Annotated in this window: 16 protein-coding genes; 5 read left to right on the top strand and 11 right to left on the bottom strand. The window is 58.2% G+C overall.

Annotated features, from left to right (window positions below; genetic code table 11):
• Window positions 1-244 precede the first annotated feature (244 nt).
• The 4 genes from A6070_RS05345 to A6070_RS05330 are packed head-to-tail and all read left to right on the top strand — an operon-like array spanning window position 245 to window position 4,093.
• A complete protein-coding gene (locus A6070_RS05345) occupies window positions 245-1,543 on the top strand; it encodes a phenylacetate--CoA ligase family protein (RefSeq protein WP_072287381.1) in 1,299 nt (432 codons plus the stop codon).
• Between the two features lie 9 nt (window positions 1,544-1,552).
• Window positions 1,553-1,987 (top strand): ACT domain-containing protein, encoded by a 435-nt coding sequence (locus A6070_RS05340; RefSeq protein WP_083558759.1) that lies wholly within the window; start codon window positions 1,553-1,555, stop codon window positions 1,985-1,987.
• A 58-nt stretch (window positions 1,988-2,045) separates the two neighbouring features.
• On the top strand, window positions 2,046-3,203 hold the full coding sequence (locus A6070_RS05335) for a glycoside hydrolase family 3 protein (RefSeq protein WP_072287380.1): 1,158 nt from the start codon (window positions 2,046-2,048) through the stop codon (window positions 3,201-3,203).
• Window positions 3,204-3,205: 2 nt separating this feature from the next.
• The gene (locus A6070_RS05330; protein WP_083558757.1) at window positions 3,206-4,093 is read left to right on the top strand and encodes a Rossmann-like and DUF2520 domain-containing protein; all 888 of its coding nucleotides are present in this window, start codon (window positions 3,206-3,208) and stop codon (window positions 4,091-4,093) included.
• Window positions 4,094-4,165: 72 nt separating this feature from the next.
• Here A6070_RS05330 and A6070_RS05325 read toward each other — a convergent pair whose 3' ends face one another.
• From A6070_RS05325 to A6070_RS05295, 7 genes are all read right to left on the bottom strand, one after another.
• Entirely contained in the window at window positions 4,166-4,681 is a 516-nt protein-coding gene (locus A6070_RS05325) for a ferritin-like domain-containing protein (protein ID WP_072287379.1), read from the bottom strand.
• Between the two features lie 57 nt (window positions 4,682-4,738).
• Window positions 4,739-5,239 carry a ferritin family protein gene (locus A6070_RS05320; RefSeq protein WP_072287378.1) on the bottom strand — a complete coding sequence of 167 codons (501 nt, stop codon included), beginning with the start codon at window positions 5,237-5,239 and terminating at the stop codon, window positions 4,739-4,741.
• A gap of 14 nt (window positions 5,240-5,253) precedes the next feature.
• Window positions 5,254-5,520: a hypothetical protein gene (locus A6070_RS05315; protein ID WP_072502008.1), complete on the bottom strand. Its 267-nt coding sequence runs from the start codon at window positions 5,518-5,520 to the stop codon at window positions 5,254-5,256.
• On the bottom strand, window positions 5,505-7,652 hold the full coding sequence (locus A6070_RS05310; RefSeq protein ID WP_072502006.1) for an AsmA family protein: 2,148 nt from the start codon (window positions 7,650-7,652) through the stop codon (window positions 5,505-5,507). The genes A6070_RS05315 and A6070_RS05310 overlap by 16 nt, the downstream gene beginning before the upstream one ends.
• Entirely contained in the window at window positions 7,649-8,146 is a 498-nt protein-coding gene (locus A6070_RS05305) for an EVE domain-containing protein (RefSeq protein ID WP_072287376.1), read from the bottom strand. Before A6070_RS05305 ends, A6070_RS05310 begins: the two co-directional genes overlap by 4 nt.
• Before the next feature lie 28 nt (window positions 8,147-8,174).
• The gene (locus A6070_RS05300; protein WP_072287375.1) at window positions 8,175-9,596 is read right to left on the bottom strand and encodes a phosphoglucomutase/phosphomannomutase family protein; all 1,422 of its coding nucleotides are present in this window, start codon (window positions 9,594-9,596) and stop codon (window positions 8,175-8,177) included.
• Window positions 9,597-9,799: 203 nt separating this feature from the next.
• The gene (locus A6070_RS05295) at window positions 9,800-10,078 is read right to left on the bottom strand and encodes a CxxCxxCC domain-containing protein (protein WP_072287374.1); all 279 of its coding nucleotides are present in this window, start codon (window positions 10,076-10,078) and stop codon (window positions 9,800-9,802) included.
• Window positions 10,079-10,250: 172 nt separating this feature from the next.
• Between A6070_RS05295 and A6070_RS05290 the strand changes: the two genes are divergently transcribed.
• Complete coding sequence (locus tag A6070_RS05290; protein WP_072287373.1) at window positions 10,251-10,541, top strand: PxxKW family cysteine-rich protein; 291 nt, start codon at window positions 10,251-10,253, stop codon at window positions 10,539-10,541.
• Between the two features lie 52 nt (window positions 10,542-10,593).
• Here the strand turns inward: A6070_RS05290 and A6070_RS05285 are convergent, their stop codons facing one another.
• From A6070_RS05285 to mutL, 4 genes are all read right to left on the bottom strand, one after another.
• A complete protein-coding gene (locus A6070_RS05285) occupies window positions 10,594-11,427 on the bottom strand; it encodes a tetratricopeptide repeat protein (RefSeq protein ID WP_072287372.1) in 834 nt (277 codons plus the stop codon).
• A gap of 241 nt (window positions 11,428-11,668) precedes the next feature.
• Window positions 11,669-11,902: an RNA chaperone Hfq gene (gene hfq, locus A6070_RS05280; protein ID WP_072287371.1), complete on the bottom strand. Its 234-nt coding sequence runs from the start codon at window positions 11,900-11,902 to the stop codon at window positions 11,669-11,671.
• Between the two features lie 11 nt (window positions 11,903-11,913).
• Complete coding sequence (miaA, locus tag A6070_RS05275) at window positions 11,914-12,858, bottom strand: tRNA (adenosine(37)-N6)-dimethylallyltransferase MiaA (RefSeq protein WP_072287370.1); 945 nt, start codon at window positions 12,856-12,858, stop codon at window positions 11,914-11,916.
• Window positions 12,858-14,765: a DNA mismatch repair endonuclease MutL gene (mutL, locus tag A6070_RS05270; RefSeq protein ID WP_072502002.1), complete on the bottom strand. Its 1,908-nt coding sequence runs from the start codon at window positions 14,763-14,765 to the stop codon at window positions 12,858-12,860. The genes miaA and mutL overlap by 1 nt, the downstream gene beginning before the upstream one ends.
• Window positions 14,766-14,843: the final 78 nt, after the last annotated feature.

Below are 14,843 nucleotides of genomic sequence, written 5' to 3'. Positions count from 1 at the left end.
TGGACAAGGCCAGCTCCTGTCCGTCCGGGTCCCCGCTCCCATCGCCGACTACCGGTTTTTCCGGAAAAAGTCCCTTCCGGGGCGTTGGCGTCTGCGCTTTTCTACCATTTCAGGATAAAATCTGCTATCTTCAGTGCCTGGTCCGAAAGCCCAGCCAAACGGTTTCCGGATGATTCTTGATTCAAAAAACGGCGAGCGAGCACTGCACAGACGCCTATCGTATAATTGAAAGGAATGATCCGCCATGTACTGGAAACCCGAGATTGAAATCCTCCCCCGAGCGCAGTTGCATACTCTGCAGATCCAACGTCTGCAGGAAAGTCTTGCCAGAGCCGCGCAATCCCCCTATTACGGCACGCTGTTCCGTAAACAGGGCATCCGCCCCGAGTCCATACGGACCATCGATGACGTCAGGCGCCTGCCATTCACCACCAAGGACGATCTGCGCAGCAACTTTCCCTACGGATTTTTGACGGTTCCCAAGCAGGGGGCCGTACGTCTGCATTGTTCGAGTGGCACCACCGGCAATCCCACCGTGATTTTTCACGACAATCACGATCTCGCTTCGTGGGCGGACCTGGTGGCACGCTCCCTGTACTGTGCCGGCCTGCGGGACACCGATGTGTTCCAGAATATCTGCGGATACGGCCTGTTTACCGGAGGGCTAGGTTTTCAATACGGCGCGGAGCGCCTCGGCGCGCTGGTCATCCCCGCCGCCGCCGGCAACACCCGACGTCAGATCAAGCTTATGCAGGATTTCGGCACTACCGCCATCCACACCATCCCGAGCTATCTCTTCCGTCTGCACAGCGCCTTTGTGGAACTGGGCCTGGACCCGCAGCGCGACACCAGCCTGCGATTGTTCGTTATCGGTGCCGAACCGCACACCGAGGCCCAGAGACAGCGCATCGAGGCGCTGTTCGGCGTCAGGGCTTTCAATTCCTATGGTCTGTCCGAAATGAACGGCCCGGGAGTGGCTTTTGAATGCGAACACCAGAACGGACTGCACGTATGGGAGGATGCTTTTCTTACCGAAATCATCGACCCCGACACGCTGCAGCCAGTACCGGACGGAGAAGAAGGGGAACTGGTGTTCACGACCCTCGACCGGCATGCCATGCCGCTGATCCGATACCGGACCCGGGACCTGACACGTTTCATTCCCGGGGAATGCCCCTGCGGGCGCACCCACCGCAGGCTGGATCGCATTTCCGGACGCACCGACGATATGTTCATCATCAAGGGATGCAATGTGTTCCCCATGCAGATTGAAAAGGTTCTCATGCGTTTTGCCGAGGTCGGCACGGACTATGTCATCGAACTGGAAACCATCGACGGCAACGACGAGATCACGGTCAAAATCGAACTGCAGAAGGCCTGGTTCACCGGGGATATCGAGGCTCTGGAAAAACTCTCCCGCCGCATCGCCAACGAGGTCCGGGACGAGATCCTGGTTACTCCCGGTGTGCGGCTGGTGGAGCCGGGAAGCCTCCCCAAGAGCGAAGGCAAGGCGGTTCGGGTCATCGATTGTCGAAAATCCTAGGAGGACGCCATGATAGCGCATCAGGTTTCAATTTTTCTGGAAAACAAACCGGGCCGGCTGGAAAAGGTCACCGCGGTGCTCAAATCCGCCGGCATCAACATCCGCGCCATGACCCTGTCGACCAGCTCGGCCGGCTGGGGTATCCTGAATCTGCTGGTGGACCGCCCGGACAGGGCCTGCGAGAAGCTTTCCGGCGCCGGACATCCGGCCGTACTGCGGGAAATCGTGGTGGTCAGCATGGAGGATTCTCCCGGGGCGCTGCATGACATGCTGAGCATTCTGGCCCGCGCCGGACTCAATGTCCAGAATGCCTACGGTACCGTGCTTGGCGACAACAAAACCGCCATCCTGATCATCGATGTGGAGGACACCGAACACGTTCAGCAGATTTTCGATTCAGCAGGGGTGCGAACCTTGTCCGCGCAGCAGGTGTACGGGCTGTAGTCGCCGTCCCCGGCCGCGCTGATCGACCATCGGTGCCCTGCTTATCCACGGAGTTTTTATGTTCAGATCGATACCGGCGAAGTTCAGATACCCGGTCGGCATCCTCATCGGACTGATTCTGCTGATCCTTTCCGTGCAGGCTGTTCCCGCGATTAAAAAACTCGCCGGTCCGGCAGCCGGCGCCGAGCTTCCTCTGGGGCAATTGCTGATGGTCGGATTCGCCGGTTCCGTCCTCGACGAGAACCATCCGATCCTTGAGGATATCCGCAGCCGCCACCTCGGCGGCGTGATCCTTTTCAATTATGGGCCAAGCGCCGATCATCCGGCCGGCAACATCGTTTCTCCGGAGCAGTTACGCTCCCTTACCGCACAACTGCAAAAAGCCGCCGGCACAGTGCCTGTGCTGATCGCCATCGATCAGGAAGGCGGCCGCATCGTGCGACTGAAGGAGGAATTCGGCTTCCCGGCTACCGTGTCAGCGGCAAGTCTCGGCAAAATAAACGATCCCGCCCTCACCCGCAAGCGGTCGGACGCCATCGCCCTCAGCCTGCAACAGGTGGGGATCAATCTCAACCTCGGGCCGGTGGTGGATCTCAACAGCAACCCCGACAACCCTGTCATCGGCAAACTGGAACGGAGTTTCTCCGCTGATCCGGCTGTCGTTGTCATCCATGCCCGCGAATATATCCGTGCCCACCATCGGCGTGGCATTCTGTGCAGCCTGAAACATTTCCCCGGTCATGGCAGCTCAACCGGCGATTCCCATCAGGGTTTCGTCGATGTTACCGCCAGCTGGAGCGCAAAAGAGCTAGATCCCTTCCGCACCCTGATCGATGAAAACCTGGCCGATACCGTGCTGACAGCCCACGTGTTCAACGCCACACTCGATGCCGGGGCACCAGCCACCTTGTCGAAAAAAACCGTGGATGGGTTGTTGCGAAAACACCTCGGGTTTTCGGGAGTGGTTCTTAGCGACGACCTGACGATGGGCGCCATCGCCGACCACTACAGCCTTGAAGAAACGGTGGAAAAAGCCCTCAACGCCGGGGTTGACATGCTGCTGCTCGCCGACAACCATCCGGACACAACCCGCCGCATGCTCTCCATTCTGCACAAGCTGATCGATTCGGGCCGGGTTTCCCGGCAGCGCATTGAACAGTCCCTGCAACGCATTGCCGCCCTCAAAGAGCGATTGCAGGCCCGTCCGACGGAGTGAACATGCCGCCGATTACCCTCAACATCATCGGCTGCGGACGGCTCGGCAAAACCCTGGCCCGACTCTGGCACACCCATGGACTGATAAAAATCCAGGGTATCGTCAACCGCGGCTTACCCAGTGCGCTGCGTGCAACCGACTTTATCGGTGCCGGACGCCCCTGCCGTCTGCAGGAACTGCCACCGGCCGACCTGACCATGATTGCAACGGGCGACGCCGTCATCGGCGACTGTGCCGTACAGCTTGCCGAAGCGGGCATCCTGCGTCCCGGCGATATCGTCTTTCATTGCAGTGGAGCCCTTGATGCGGACATTCTGTCCGTGGTGCGGCAAAACCACGCCCTGCTTGCCAGTTGCCATCCTGTCAAAAGCTTTGCCGATCCGGCGCATGCCGTCGCCAGCTTTGCAGGCACCTATTGCGGCATCGAGGGCGACCCCCAGGCTACCGAACGTCTGGCATCGCTGTTCGAAACGATTGGCGGCGTACCGCTGCCGCTGCGCCCGGGATGCAAGCCCTTGTATCATGCCTCCATGGTCATGGCCGCGAATTACCTCGTCACCTTGATGGCCTGCAGCCTGAGTTGCCTGGAACAATCCGGTCTGCCGTCGGCAACCGCACGCAAAGTGATGGAACCTCTAGTGCGCAGCACACTGGACAACATCTTTGCCCTCGGTCCTGCCGATGCCCTGACCGGGCCTATCGCACGGCGGGACGTTCAAACCGTCGAGCACCACCTCAGGGCCCTGCGCAACTGGCAACCTGACCAGGAGGTGCTCTATCGGCTGCTGGGTGAATTCACCCTGGATCTTGCCCGGAGCCGAACCTGCGCTCCCCCCTTGCAGGAAATGGCCATGGAACATCTGCTGAAAACCGGCAACCGCCTACCATAAAAGAGGGCATTGTCAGGATCACACCTTGTTTTTCGCCTCGCAACGGACCTGGCGCTGCCGCCGTTGCCCTGATCAAAGGTCAACATCTCTTCCGAATGCGTGAAATTCCTCCAGATTGCTGAATTCCGCCCAGGCCAGATATTCATTGGGCGCGTTGACGTAGCGATAGATGTTTTCAACGACGTTGAAATGCTTGCGTTCCTCCTCGGCGATGCGCAGCAGCAGATCCCTCACCCGTGCATCGTTCTCCCGCCGGGCGGCATCTTCGTAAAACCCGACACCATCCGCCTCGAGTTTCATGGCGTAGCGATAGCTTTCAAGATTGTCCTGCATCACGGACACATCGACGGGTTCACGCAACAGGCCGGCAAAAACATTTCTGGCTTCATCCAGCACCGAAGAGGCCTGAACGTCGAAAAAACTGCCGGACGCTTTCAGATCGTGAAAAATCCGGTAGTGCCTTCGCTCTTCTTCCGCCAGATTGGTAAAAATTTTCTTTATCCCGGCAACGGGACTTTTGCCCGCCAGTTTCCGATAAAATGCTTCTGCATCGACTTCCATCTGCATGGCGAAATCAAACACATTCATGGCCGTCTCCTTCCCTGAAAAGGTTTCTGCTTCCAGGCCCGGTTCGCCCCATGTTCCTCACCCGGCTTCCCTGCCAACGACAAGCCGCACCTGTCGTTCCCGCAATGCGCGCGCCTGCCGCTCTTTTGTTTGCGCGAGCCAGTCAAAAACTTCCCGGCCTTCCGCATGAGTCGATTCCCCCGCCGCCCGGGAAAAATAGGCAGCCAGGTAATCCTCGACCTCGATGGCGAGGGCCAGGGCCTGCTGGTCGCTGCTCAGGGTTCCCAACCGTTCCCTGACCGCGTTCGCGGCATGAAAAAGATCATCGGGCAGGCGTTGCAGATAGGGCAGAATCTCTTCTTCATCATCCCAGAAACCCTCGTCGGAAAATTCGCCAAGGCGTGCACGCAATGCGCGATACAACCGAATGGCTTCCTGGGCCATGCCGCTGAAAATTTCCCGCAACGGCTCGCTCCGGGTTTTGCGCGCCAACGTCGCGAAGAAACGATGCTCCCGCTGCGCAATTTCCATCCCCATGCGGATGGTTTCAAATCCGCTGAAATTCGCGGCCCCTCGCATTCATTTATTCCCTTCTATTTTCCGAAAAGCCCCTTCATCACCCCTTCGAGCAATTTTTCTTCCGTCCCGCTCTGGCCGTCTGGCGAGGCATCGTTTTCGTCCTGCGCCGCTGACGGTTCCGATGTTTGCCGTGAGGTGCCGTCATCCTTGAAAGGAAGCAGTTTTTCCTGCAGTTTCTTCTGCAGCTGTTCCCTCACCCCCTGCTGGATGCTGCCCCTGAGCGCCGCCGTATCCAGACCAAAACGCGGCGCCTTGATCGTTCCGGTCAGTCTGACGGGCAAGACCCCCACCCCCGGGAATCGGTGAGAAATCGGCTGAATTTATCTTTTCCGGCCAGATGCGCCGCCAGTTCGGGAGCCAACCGCACCGGCAGACTGACATCGAGGGACCCGTCCATGCCAACGGAGCCGGCTGGCGCAAGCCTTGCCTGCTCGCCCGCAAGATCGCCGTCGACCTGAATGCGGCCGTTTTTTATCACCAAATGCCCCGCAACCTGTGAAAAGCGCAATACCCGCAACTGCTCCAGATCGAGAAACCCGGCCAATCCGGACACCAGACCGGCACCGGTAATTTTGCCGTTGACAATCTTCAGATCCGTCTGCCCGGCAAGATGTTGTTTGAGATCCGCCAGCCTCGTTCCCCGTCCCTGCAAGGTGGCATCCAGACTCATGGCTCCGAAGACCGTCCCGGCCATTCTGGGGGCCAGCACGGATAGCAGGGGATCGGCCTGAATGGCGCTGGTTTTGATGTGCGTCCGGTAAGCCAACCCCGGTTGGCTCAGGTCGATGCGGGCGGTATCGGAGAAACTCCCTTCCGCCGTCTTTCCGGCAAGTTGCTCCAGCGTGAAGATGTTATCCTTGAGACGATAGCGGGCAATAAGCTCCTCGATCAGCAAGCCGCGCCATTGCGCCTGCACAGCGTGCAGGGTACCGACTGCCTCGACGGGAAGGTTGAAAGGTCCTAAAGGTTTTTTCACGGTTCCGCCTGCGGATTTCGTGACCGGGGCAGTTTTTGACCTGTTGCCCGACAAGGCGTCGAGCCGCAGCCGATCGGCTCTGATCGCCGAATTGATGTGTATCGGCTTTCCAAACAGGTTTTCCCCTTTCAGATCCAGCAATGCGCGATCGCCGCCCAGTTGCAGTTCCATTTTTTCACCCTGCAGCCCGTCACCGGACAGAGTGAGGAGACCGCTGAGCTGGGGACGCAGCCCCCCTGCGCTGGCGCTGACGCCTTCCAGGCGGATCTCACCCGATTTAAGCAGGGCTTTGGGCTTGTCAAGAGCACCCTCCAGTTGCAGGCGCAGGTGAGCGATGCCTGAGGGGTTCAATGCCGGAAGTTTTCCCAGCAAAGCTGCTGGCAGCTTTTTGGAGAGACCGGCCAGATCGAGCCTGGTAGCCGCAACACGACCCCTGATAAAAGGTTTTTTTCCAAGCTGCTCGATACGACCCTGCAGGGTAACCGGCAGGCCTCCCAGCATCAGGTCGCCTCGTGCCAGCTCCGCCACGGCGGCTGCCCGGTCCAGCCGCATATCATAATCCAGGCTGATGTCGAGACCGGCAATGTCTTTGCCCTCGGGTTTCGAAGCGCTCAGATGCAATCCCTTCAGCGCAATCCGTCCGGCGCTTTGCAGCTGTTCAAGGGTACCCTCCACCGCCAGATCGCTGTCAATTTTCAAGGCCTTGATCCGCCCGGGTCGCTGCTTTACATAATAGGGTTCAAAATCCGGGAGACTCAGGTCCTGCATCCGAAGCCTGGCTCGCACCCGCCCGGCGCTGGGATCAGCCTCACCTTCCATTGCCAATCGTGCCTGGTTGAGGGCAAGTTCAGCTTCAAAGGGGAACCGACGGGTCAGGGAGATTCCGTCGGCACGGAGGTTGAAATCGGTTAAATTCAGGGTGAAGGCGCTGTCAGGGTCGGGACGATAATCGACGAATTGCACCTGCCCGTCGGACAACCGGATTTTGGAAATCAGCAGGCTGAAAGATCCGTTGGAACGTTGTTTGCGATCCCCTTCCGACTTTTGCCTGTCCAGCAGGTCGCTGAAATTGAACCGCCCGTCCGCGAACCGTACCACCCTCAGCGAAGGCTGTTCGAGAAGAATTTCGTCCACCACCACCCTGAACCGGAGCAGAGGCCAGAAGCGGTAGCGCAACATCGCCCTGCCGGCCTGCAGGAAAGGAACATCTCCCTGCTGATCGCGAATCGTAAGATCATGCAGCACGATGCCGGAAAAAAGACGGATGTCGATATCGCCGAGGGAGATTTCCCTGTCCAGGGCCTTTTCGGCCAAAGGCAGTACGGCGCTTCGCACCTGTTCCGAAGTAATCAGAAACCTGGCCGCCGCCAGCATGACAAGCAGCAGCGCCACAAGTCCCCCGAGAACCAGGCCGGCATAACGTATTGCTTTCTTCATAGATCCTCCAACAGTTCAGGGCGCCCACCCAGGACAAGCACATCGCGCCATTGGGCAGCGCTGACGGGTTGAACAGAGAGGCGGCTGCCCTTTTTCAGCACTTCCATGGCGGAGAGTGCCGGGTGGCGCCTGAGATCCTCGCGAGACAGGGCGTGCGGCAAATGCGCCACATATTGCACATCGACCATGAACCATATGGGTGACGCTTCGGTGGAACGCGGGTCGAAATGCTCCGATCGGGGATCCCTCGCCGTATGATCCGGATAGCCGGATCGCACCACGCGCGCCACACCCACAATGGCCGGTTCCGGTATGTTGCTGTGATAGAATAAAATTCCGTCGCCTGTCCGGATTTCATCCCGCAGGAGATTGCGGGCCTGATAATTGCGCACGCCATCCCAGGAAGAAATGCCTTGCGGACTGTTTTGGAGGTCACTGATGGAGAAACAGCCCGGCTCGGACTTCAGTAACCAGTAACGACGTGTTTGAGACATTCCTTCGCCCCTTTCTTCAGCCGTGCCGCTATGCCGCTATAAAGTTTCGGGCGGCTGCGACCAGATGTTCCAGATCCTTTTCGCTGCGCGCTTCACAGTAGAGGCGCACGACCGGTTCGGTTCCCGATTTGCGCAGTAAAATCCAGGCCTCGTTTTCCAGCATGAATTTCCAGCCATCAACGGTGACCACTTCGGTGACCCGCCAGCCACCGATGGAATCAGGCAAAATCGCCATTTTGTCGGCAAAGGTTTCCTCGACCGCGGCGGACAGGCGGATGTCCTTGCGCCGGGTATGAAAACTGCCGACGCGCTTGTAAAGATCCTGCAGTTGCATACTCAAGGACTTGCCGGTCACGGCCACCATCTCGGCGGCGAGCAGGCAGGCAAGAATACCGTCTTTCTCGGGAACATGGCCGGCGATGGTGAGGCCGGCGCTCTCCTCCCCTCCCAACAGAATCTGCCCGGAACGGATCAGTTCTCCGATATACTTGAAACCTACCGGCGTTTCATGAACCCGGTAGCCATGATAGGCGGCGACAGCGTCGATGAAATGCGATGTGGCCACCGATCTTGCCGCCGCGCCCCGCATACCTCGCACCTGAATCAGGTAATCGTAGAGCAGCGCAAGGAAATAATTGGGCTCGATGAAGGTGCCGTCACCATCGAGAATGCCGAAGCGGTCGGCGTCGCCGTCGGTGGCGAGGCCGATCGTGATGGAATCGTCGCCCTTGACCAGATCGATGAAATCCCCGATATAATTACGCGCCGGTTCCGGAGGAAAACCTCCGAAGTAAGGATCGCGACAGGCATTGATGCACACTACCCGCGCGCCGGCCTCCCGCAGCATCCGGTCGAGGTACCCTCGGGATGTGCCATACAGAGGGTTGACGGCAAACCCCATTCCGGAGCGGCCTATAGCCTGCAGATCCGCCAGTTTGGCAACCGCCTGCTGGTAAGCCGGCCGGGCATCGATTTCCTCGATCAGCCCCTCGCGAAAAGCATCCTCGATCGGCATGGCCCGATAACAGATTTCCCCCAGCATGGCATTGGCGCGACGCTCGATCTCCTCTGTAACTTCGGGCAGAGCCGGCCCGCCCGACGCGGGAGAAAACTTCATGCCGTTGTAATCCGCGGGGTTATGGCTTGCGGTAAAGTTGATCCCTCCTGCCGCCCGGCGGCGTATGATTTCAAAAGCAATGGCGGGCGTTGGCGTATCGCGGTTGCACAAACAGGAGGGAATGCCGTCGCCTGCCAGCACGCACGCCGTTTCACGAGCGAATTTCTCCCCAAGAAAGCGGCTGTCGTGACCGACGACCAGACCTCGTGTCTGCAACCCCCGGGAACGCAGATAGTCGGCAATGGCCTGGGTGACCACCCGGACATTATCGAGGGTAAAATCCTCACAAAAAACTCCTCGCCACCCGGACGTACCGAACCTTATCTTGTGCATGATATCCCTCCTGGTTGCGGGCGCAGCCGACTCCGGAACCGTACCCGGCAGATAATCCCTGGCATCGCTCTTCTCACTTTATTGTAACCTGAATCCTCGCAGGTGACACCATCAGGCCACCAATGCCCGGCGCGGCCCAACGCAAAGCCCGCCTATCCGGCCAGAACACAAAAACACAGCAGGTTTCGCGCAGGTGGGGGTGGTCAATCGCGCGGTTTATCAAGCTTTGTTCCCGCTGAACGCAAAACATGAGCGATATACGGGCAATCGGCGGGCAGTAAACCTTGCCGGACCAGTTCCGGAGTCAGGGCAACACACCCCGGACGGACCATGCAACGCTGGGGGTAGACACGGCAGAGGTGCGTCTTGAGATCCAGGTACTGGCAAGGCTCGTCCGTATAATATATTTCACCTTCGAACTCGATTTTTTCGTAGCAGCAGCGCCCACAGCGCTGGCAGATTTTTTCCCAGTCACGGTCCATATACAAAACTTTCCTTCCGCCCCGCGGCAGACAAGCCATGTGCATCAATGCACACACAGGCATGCCCCGAGGAATTAATCGTTGACAAATTTTACCAAGCTGTTAAATAATGGGCGTCTTTAAGACCGAAATTTTCCTTCGGAAAACGACATAAAGGAGGCATCTGGATCCCATGAAATGTGAAACTATCCAACCCGGTACCGAGTGTACCTTCTGGACCAAAAACGGCTGCATCTTCGAAGGCAATTCCTGCCAGCCCATCGTTGAGGAATGTCAGGGTTGCGAACGCATCGTCGACAGCTCCATTGGCCAGGTCTGTTCGGCCTGCCCTTCCCCCGCGCGGAAGTGGGCACAGGGTTTGTGCAACATCGCCACCCATAAAAAAGTGGAAATTGTCACCGCCAACCAGAAGATCAACCCCCTCAAAGCTTCCAAAAAGGCTTCCGGCGGCAAAAAGAAATAAGCTGCGGTTGTTGAATATGAAGCCAAAGGGCAGCCCGATCGGGCTGCCCTTTTTATTTTCGAGGTTTTTTGCCGGATTTTTGGGAAGTTTGCGCCAGTTCCTCCTCCAGTCCTTCTGCCAATGCAGCGACTTCCTTGCGCAGATTCCCGGACTGCGGGGCTTTTTCCAACTCAAGAAAACGGCGATAATGGCCAAGGGCCTGCCGCGTTTGATCCTGATCGAGCATCAGGTTGCCCAGGGCAAGATGCAGCTCCGGAATGTCTTCCTCTATTTCCAGAGCGCGGCGATACAGTTTTTCGGCACCGCCGCTATCCCCCAGATCGTATCGCAGATCCGCCAGGTTCAACAAAATGTGCGGATCGTCCGGATCTAGACGCAAAGCTTCCTCGAACAAAGGCAATGCTTTGTCCGGTTGCCCGAGAGAAACGTACAGTTCCCCCAATCCGGCTGCGGCAAAGGCAGAGGCCGGATCGGCCTGCCGCGCCTGTTTCATATATTGAAGTGCCCGCTCAAAGTCCTGCCGAGCAGCGTAAACCAAGCCGATCCTCGTCAATGCCTCGGCGGATTCATCCGAACGGGACAGCAGTTTTTCATACCACGCAAGCGCCTGTTGTTCCTGCCCCAGCTCAAAATACAGGTCTCCGAGTGCAAAAAGACCATCTGCATTCTCAGGATCCAGTGCAAGCGCCTCCTGGTAAGCTGCCATCGCGTCTTCGATCCGGCCTCCTTCGGCATAGGCTTCGCCAAGTCCGGCATACAGATCGGCAACGGGTCCGGCGGCAGCAAGGGCTTGCCGGTACAAGCGGACGGCTTCCTGCCATTTTCCGCAGTCGAGCATCGCCGCAGCCTGCATGTCGATGAGCTTCCAGTCCTTATCGTATGTCATGAAGAATGGTCCACAAAAAAACCCTGAACCGATATCGTTTGGCCCGATATCGGCGGTGCCGTTGTGCCCGGAAGGCCCATGCCGTCAAAGACAGCCGCCACCGTCCAGCCATCAGCACCTGATCGCGGCAGACAGGGCGTAATCATACCCTGGGCAGACGGGACAAAAAAGGCCCCGACTGAAAAAAATCACGATATTCAGCAGGAGCCCCTGGAGCGGATCGGCGCCTTTTCAATTACGATTAATCGCGACCACCGTGCAATCGGAACGATCCATCCGCCGAAGTAATCGAGGAAATCGCATGCTTGTACAGCAGCAGATCCCCCTTGCTTTCGATCAGCACACAAAAACTGTCAAAGGACTTGATAAAGCCGTCCAGTTTGTCACCGGACATCATGATAATGTTTACCCGCACACGCTCCTTGCGGGCCTGGTTCAGATACTGATCTTGAATGTTAAACGGCGTCTTGGACATAGCCACTCCTTTTATGCAGCATAAAAAAAACTGTCAATTAACTTCAATACCTTAGCAAACTCTGCAGAGGAATCAAGACAAATTATCGATTTAACCTTTCGAAACCACGTCAGCTGGCGCTTGGCGTATCGTCGCGTATCGCGTTGCATAAGCCGAAGCGCTTCATCCAGAGGCAAAACCCCTTTGAGATACTGAACCATTTCCCGATACCCGATAGTCTGCATGGCCCTGGAATCCTCCGGCAGCCCCGATGCGAGCAGCAGCGCGACTTCCTGTTCCAGGCCAGCATCCAGCATCTGTATAACCCGCTGGTCGATGCGCGCGTACAGATCCTCGCGAGGCAGCGTCACGGCCAGTGTCAACACGCGAAATGGCGATACCTGACCGTCCTGCTCGGCCTGTACCTCTGAAAGCCGGCGGCCGCACAGTGCGTGAACCTCCAGACCCCGCACAATGCGCACCAGATCATGGGGGTCGAGACGCTGGGCCAGAACCGGATCGATGTTCTGCAGCCGCGCATGCAATGTCCCCTTGCCACCCTGCTCCTCCAACTGCAGATAGGACTCCCGCAGGGCGGAATTTCCGCCGGGGACATCGACCAGGCCGTGCAGCAAAGCCTGTATGTACAATCCGGTGCCGCCAACGACCAACGGCAGCCGGCCTCTTTGCAGAATATCGTTCAGCGCCCGGCGTCCCTGACAAACGAAATCGGCAGCGGTAAAACTCTCATCCGGATCCACGACATCTATCAGATGATGGCAAACGGCGGAACGTTCGGCAGCGGATGGCTTGGCCGTTCCAACATCCATCCGGCGGTAAACCTGCCGCGAATCGGCGGATATGATTTCCACCGGCAGATGATCGGCCAGTCGCACGCCCAGAGCCGTTTTACCCGCCGCCGTCGGTCCGCACACAACGACAACCGGCGGACGGGTATCCTGTGTATCCGTCTTCATCAGGCCCTCTTGAAAAGCCGCTCCACATCACTCAGGGACCAGCTTATACAGGTTGGGCGGCCATGAGGACAGTGACTGTTGAACGGGGTTTGATCCAGAAGTTCCAACAATGCCCGCATTTCTTCCTGAGCCAGTTTCTGATTCGCCCGGACCATGCCGTGACAGGCCATTCTGATCAAAACCGTCTCCATTTCGATTTCCACCAGCCGGCTTCGGCCCATAACAGCCAGATCCTCGGCCAGATCGCGCACCAGCTGCTCGATGTCGGACTCTCTCAACAGTTGCGGAATTTCCTTGAGCGCGTAGGCGTTGCCACCGAAATGGTCGAGACAGAAACCGAGACGGGCAAAAGTGTCCTGATGCTCCTTGACGGCCTGGGAGAGACGAAAATCGAATTCGAGCACCTTGGGAAACAGCAGCATTTGCCGTTCGACCCTGCCGCAAAGGTACTGCTGCTTCAGTTGCTCGAAGCCGATGCGCTCATGGGCGGCATGCTGATCGACAAGCACCAGATCCATGCCGGTCTGGCATACCAGATAACTGTTGTGGTACTGCCCGAGGATCCTGAGGCTGGAAAAAAAACCTTCGGATCCAGGGCCATCTACGCGCATCTGCCCTTCCGGCCCGTCAAACAAACCGGCGGCGTTACGGGGAGGATCCTTTGCCGGAGACACACGTTGCTCTGCTGCCACGGTGTAGCGGGGAGGGATCTCCTGCACGCGGGGCTTGTCCTGGGCGGGAAGGTCCGCGCGCTCCCTGTTTGTCCCGGCGGTCCTGCCTGTCGCAACGGGTGCGGGAGGCCGGCTGGCATCGGCAAACCCAGTCAGAACCGGGGCTGGCTGAGGCTCGTCCCCTTGACCAGCAGACCCGCGGGACAGGACGCCCTCGACAGGCAACACTGCTGCGGGTGGCGCCGGTCCGCGCAGACGGCTTCGCAGTGCCTGCACGATAAAGTCATGCACCGCGCTCTGTTCCCGAAAGCGGACTTCATGCTTGGTCGGATGCACATTGACATCAACCTGCGATGGCTCGATATCAAGAAACAGCACGACCACCGGATGCCGGCCCCGGGGCAACAGGTTGCGGTATGCGTCACCGAGGGCATGCTGAACCACCCGGTCGCGTATATATCGGCCGTTGATGAAAGTGTAGACGCCGCCGAGCCCCGCCCGGTTCAGGCCGGGCTGCGAGATAAGCCCGTGTAACCGCAGGCCTTCGGGAGTCTGTTGATCCATATGGATCATGCTGCGCACAGCTTCTCTACCCAGTAGTTCGGCGACCCTTTCAACAAGGGTTTTCTGCCGATTGACGTCCCAAAGCACGCGCCCGTTATGCACGAAACGCAGACACACCTCCGGGCAGGAAAGGGCCAACCGGGTCAGTGTTTCGCCGATGTGTCCCAGTTCCGTTTCATCGCGTCGGAGAAATTTGCGCCGTGCCGGCGTATTGAAAAACAGGTTGCGAATCTCGATACTGGTTCCCGGAGCCCCGCCTGCGGCGGCCGAGTGTTTAATCATCCCGGCCTCTGCCAGAATCTCCCAGCCCTCCATGGCCTCGGCAAGCCGGGTGCGCAGAACCAGCCTTGATACCGCCGCGATGGAAGGCAGCGCTTCGCCACGGAAACCGAGCGTCGTCAAGCGGAACAGGTCCTGTTCCATGCGCAGCTTGCTGGTCGCATGTCTTTCCAGACACAAAAAAGCGTCTTCGCGCGACATGCCACTGCCATTATCCGTTACCCGGATCAGACGCTTCCCGCCATTTTCCACTTCCACCTGGATGCGGTCGGCGCCGGCATCAAGTGAATTTTCCACCAATTCCTTGACCACCGAAGCCGGCCTTTCAACGACCTCTCCGGCGGCAATCTGGTTGCACAGGGATTCTGGCAGTATGTGAATCTTCTGGGACACCTGTCCTCGCTATTTCGGGAAGCAGTACGGATCACCGATTCTTCCACGGAGGGCCAGCCTCCGGATTGAAACGGATAA

Source organism: Syntrophotalea acetylenica, assembly GCF_001888165.1.
GTDB classification, from domain to species: Bacteria; Desulfobacterota; Desulfuromonadia; order Desulfuromonadales; family Syntrophotaleaceae; genus Syntrophotalea; species Syntrophotalea acetylenica.
This window is presented reverse-complemented; position numbering and strand designations above follow the sequence as displayed.

What these genes read in the sequence shown, in the direction of transcription:
- A6070_RS05330 (WP_083558757.1), top strand. Translation starts at nt 3,206, where the DNA reads ATGCCGCCGATTACCCTCAACATCATCGGCTGCGGACGGCTCGGCAAA.
- A6070_RS05305 (WP_072287376.1), bottom strand. Translation starts at nt 8,146, where the DNA reads ATGTCTCAAACACGTCGTTACTGGTTACTGAAGTCCGAGCCGGGCTGT.
- A6070_RS05290 (WP_072287373.1), top strand. Translation starts at nt 10,251, where the DNA reads ATGAAATGTGAAACTATCCAACCCGGTACCGAGTGTACCTTCTGGACC.
- A6070_RS05320 (WP_072287378.1), bottom strand. Translation starts at nt 5,239, where the DNA reads ATGCGAGGGGCCGCGAATTTCAGCGGATTTGAAACCATCCGCATGGGG.
- A6070_RS05310 (WP_072502006.1), bottom strand. Translation starts at nt 7,652, where the DNA reads ATGAAGAAAGCAATACGTTATGCCGGCCTGGTTCTCGGGGGACTTGTG.
- A6070_RS05335 (WP_072287380.1), top strand. Translation starts at nt 2,046, where the DNA reads ATGTTCAGATCGATACCGGCGAAGTTCAGATACCCGGTCGGCATCCTC.
- miaA (WP_072287370.1), bottom strand. Translation starts at nt 12,858, where the DNA reads ATGAAGACGGATACACAGGATACCCGTCCGCCGGTTGTCGTTGTGTGC.
- A6070_RS05340 (WP_083558759.1), top strand. Translation starts at nt 1,553, where the DNA reads ATGATAGCGCATCAGGTTTCAATTTTTCTGGAAAACAAACCGGGCCGG.
- A6070_RS05285 (WP_072287372.1), bottom strand. Translation starts at nt 11,427, where the DNA reads ATGACATACGATAAGGACTGGAAGCTCATCGACATGCAGGCTGCGGCG.
- A6070_RS05345 (WP_072287381.1), top strand. Translation starts at nt 245, where the DNA reads ATGTACTGGAAACCCGAGATTGAAATCCTCCCCCGAGCGCAGTTGCAT.
- A6070_RS05300 (WP_072287375.1), bottom strand. Translation starts at nt 9,596, where the DNA reads ATGCACAAGATAAGGTTCGGTACGTCCGGGTGGCGAGGAGTTTTTTGT.
- hfq (WP_072287371.1), bottom strand. Translation starts at nt 11,902, where the DNA reads ATGTCCAAGACGCCGTTTAACATTCAAGATCAGTATCTGAACCAGGCC.
- A6070_RS05295 (WP_072287374.1), bottom strand. Translation starts at nt 10,078, where the DNA reads ATGGACCGTGACTGGGAAAAAATCTGCCAGCGCTGTGGGCGCTGCTGC.
- A6070_RS05325 (WP_072287379.1), bottom strand. Translation starts at nt 4,681, where the DNA reads ATGAATGTGTTTGATTTCGCCATGCAGATGGAAGTCGATGCAGAAGCA.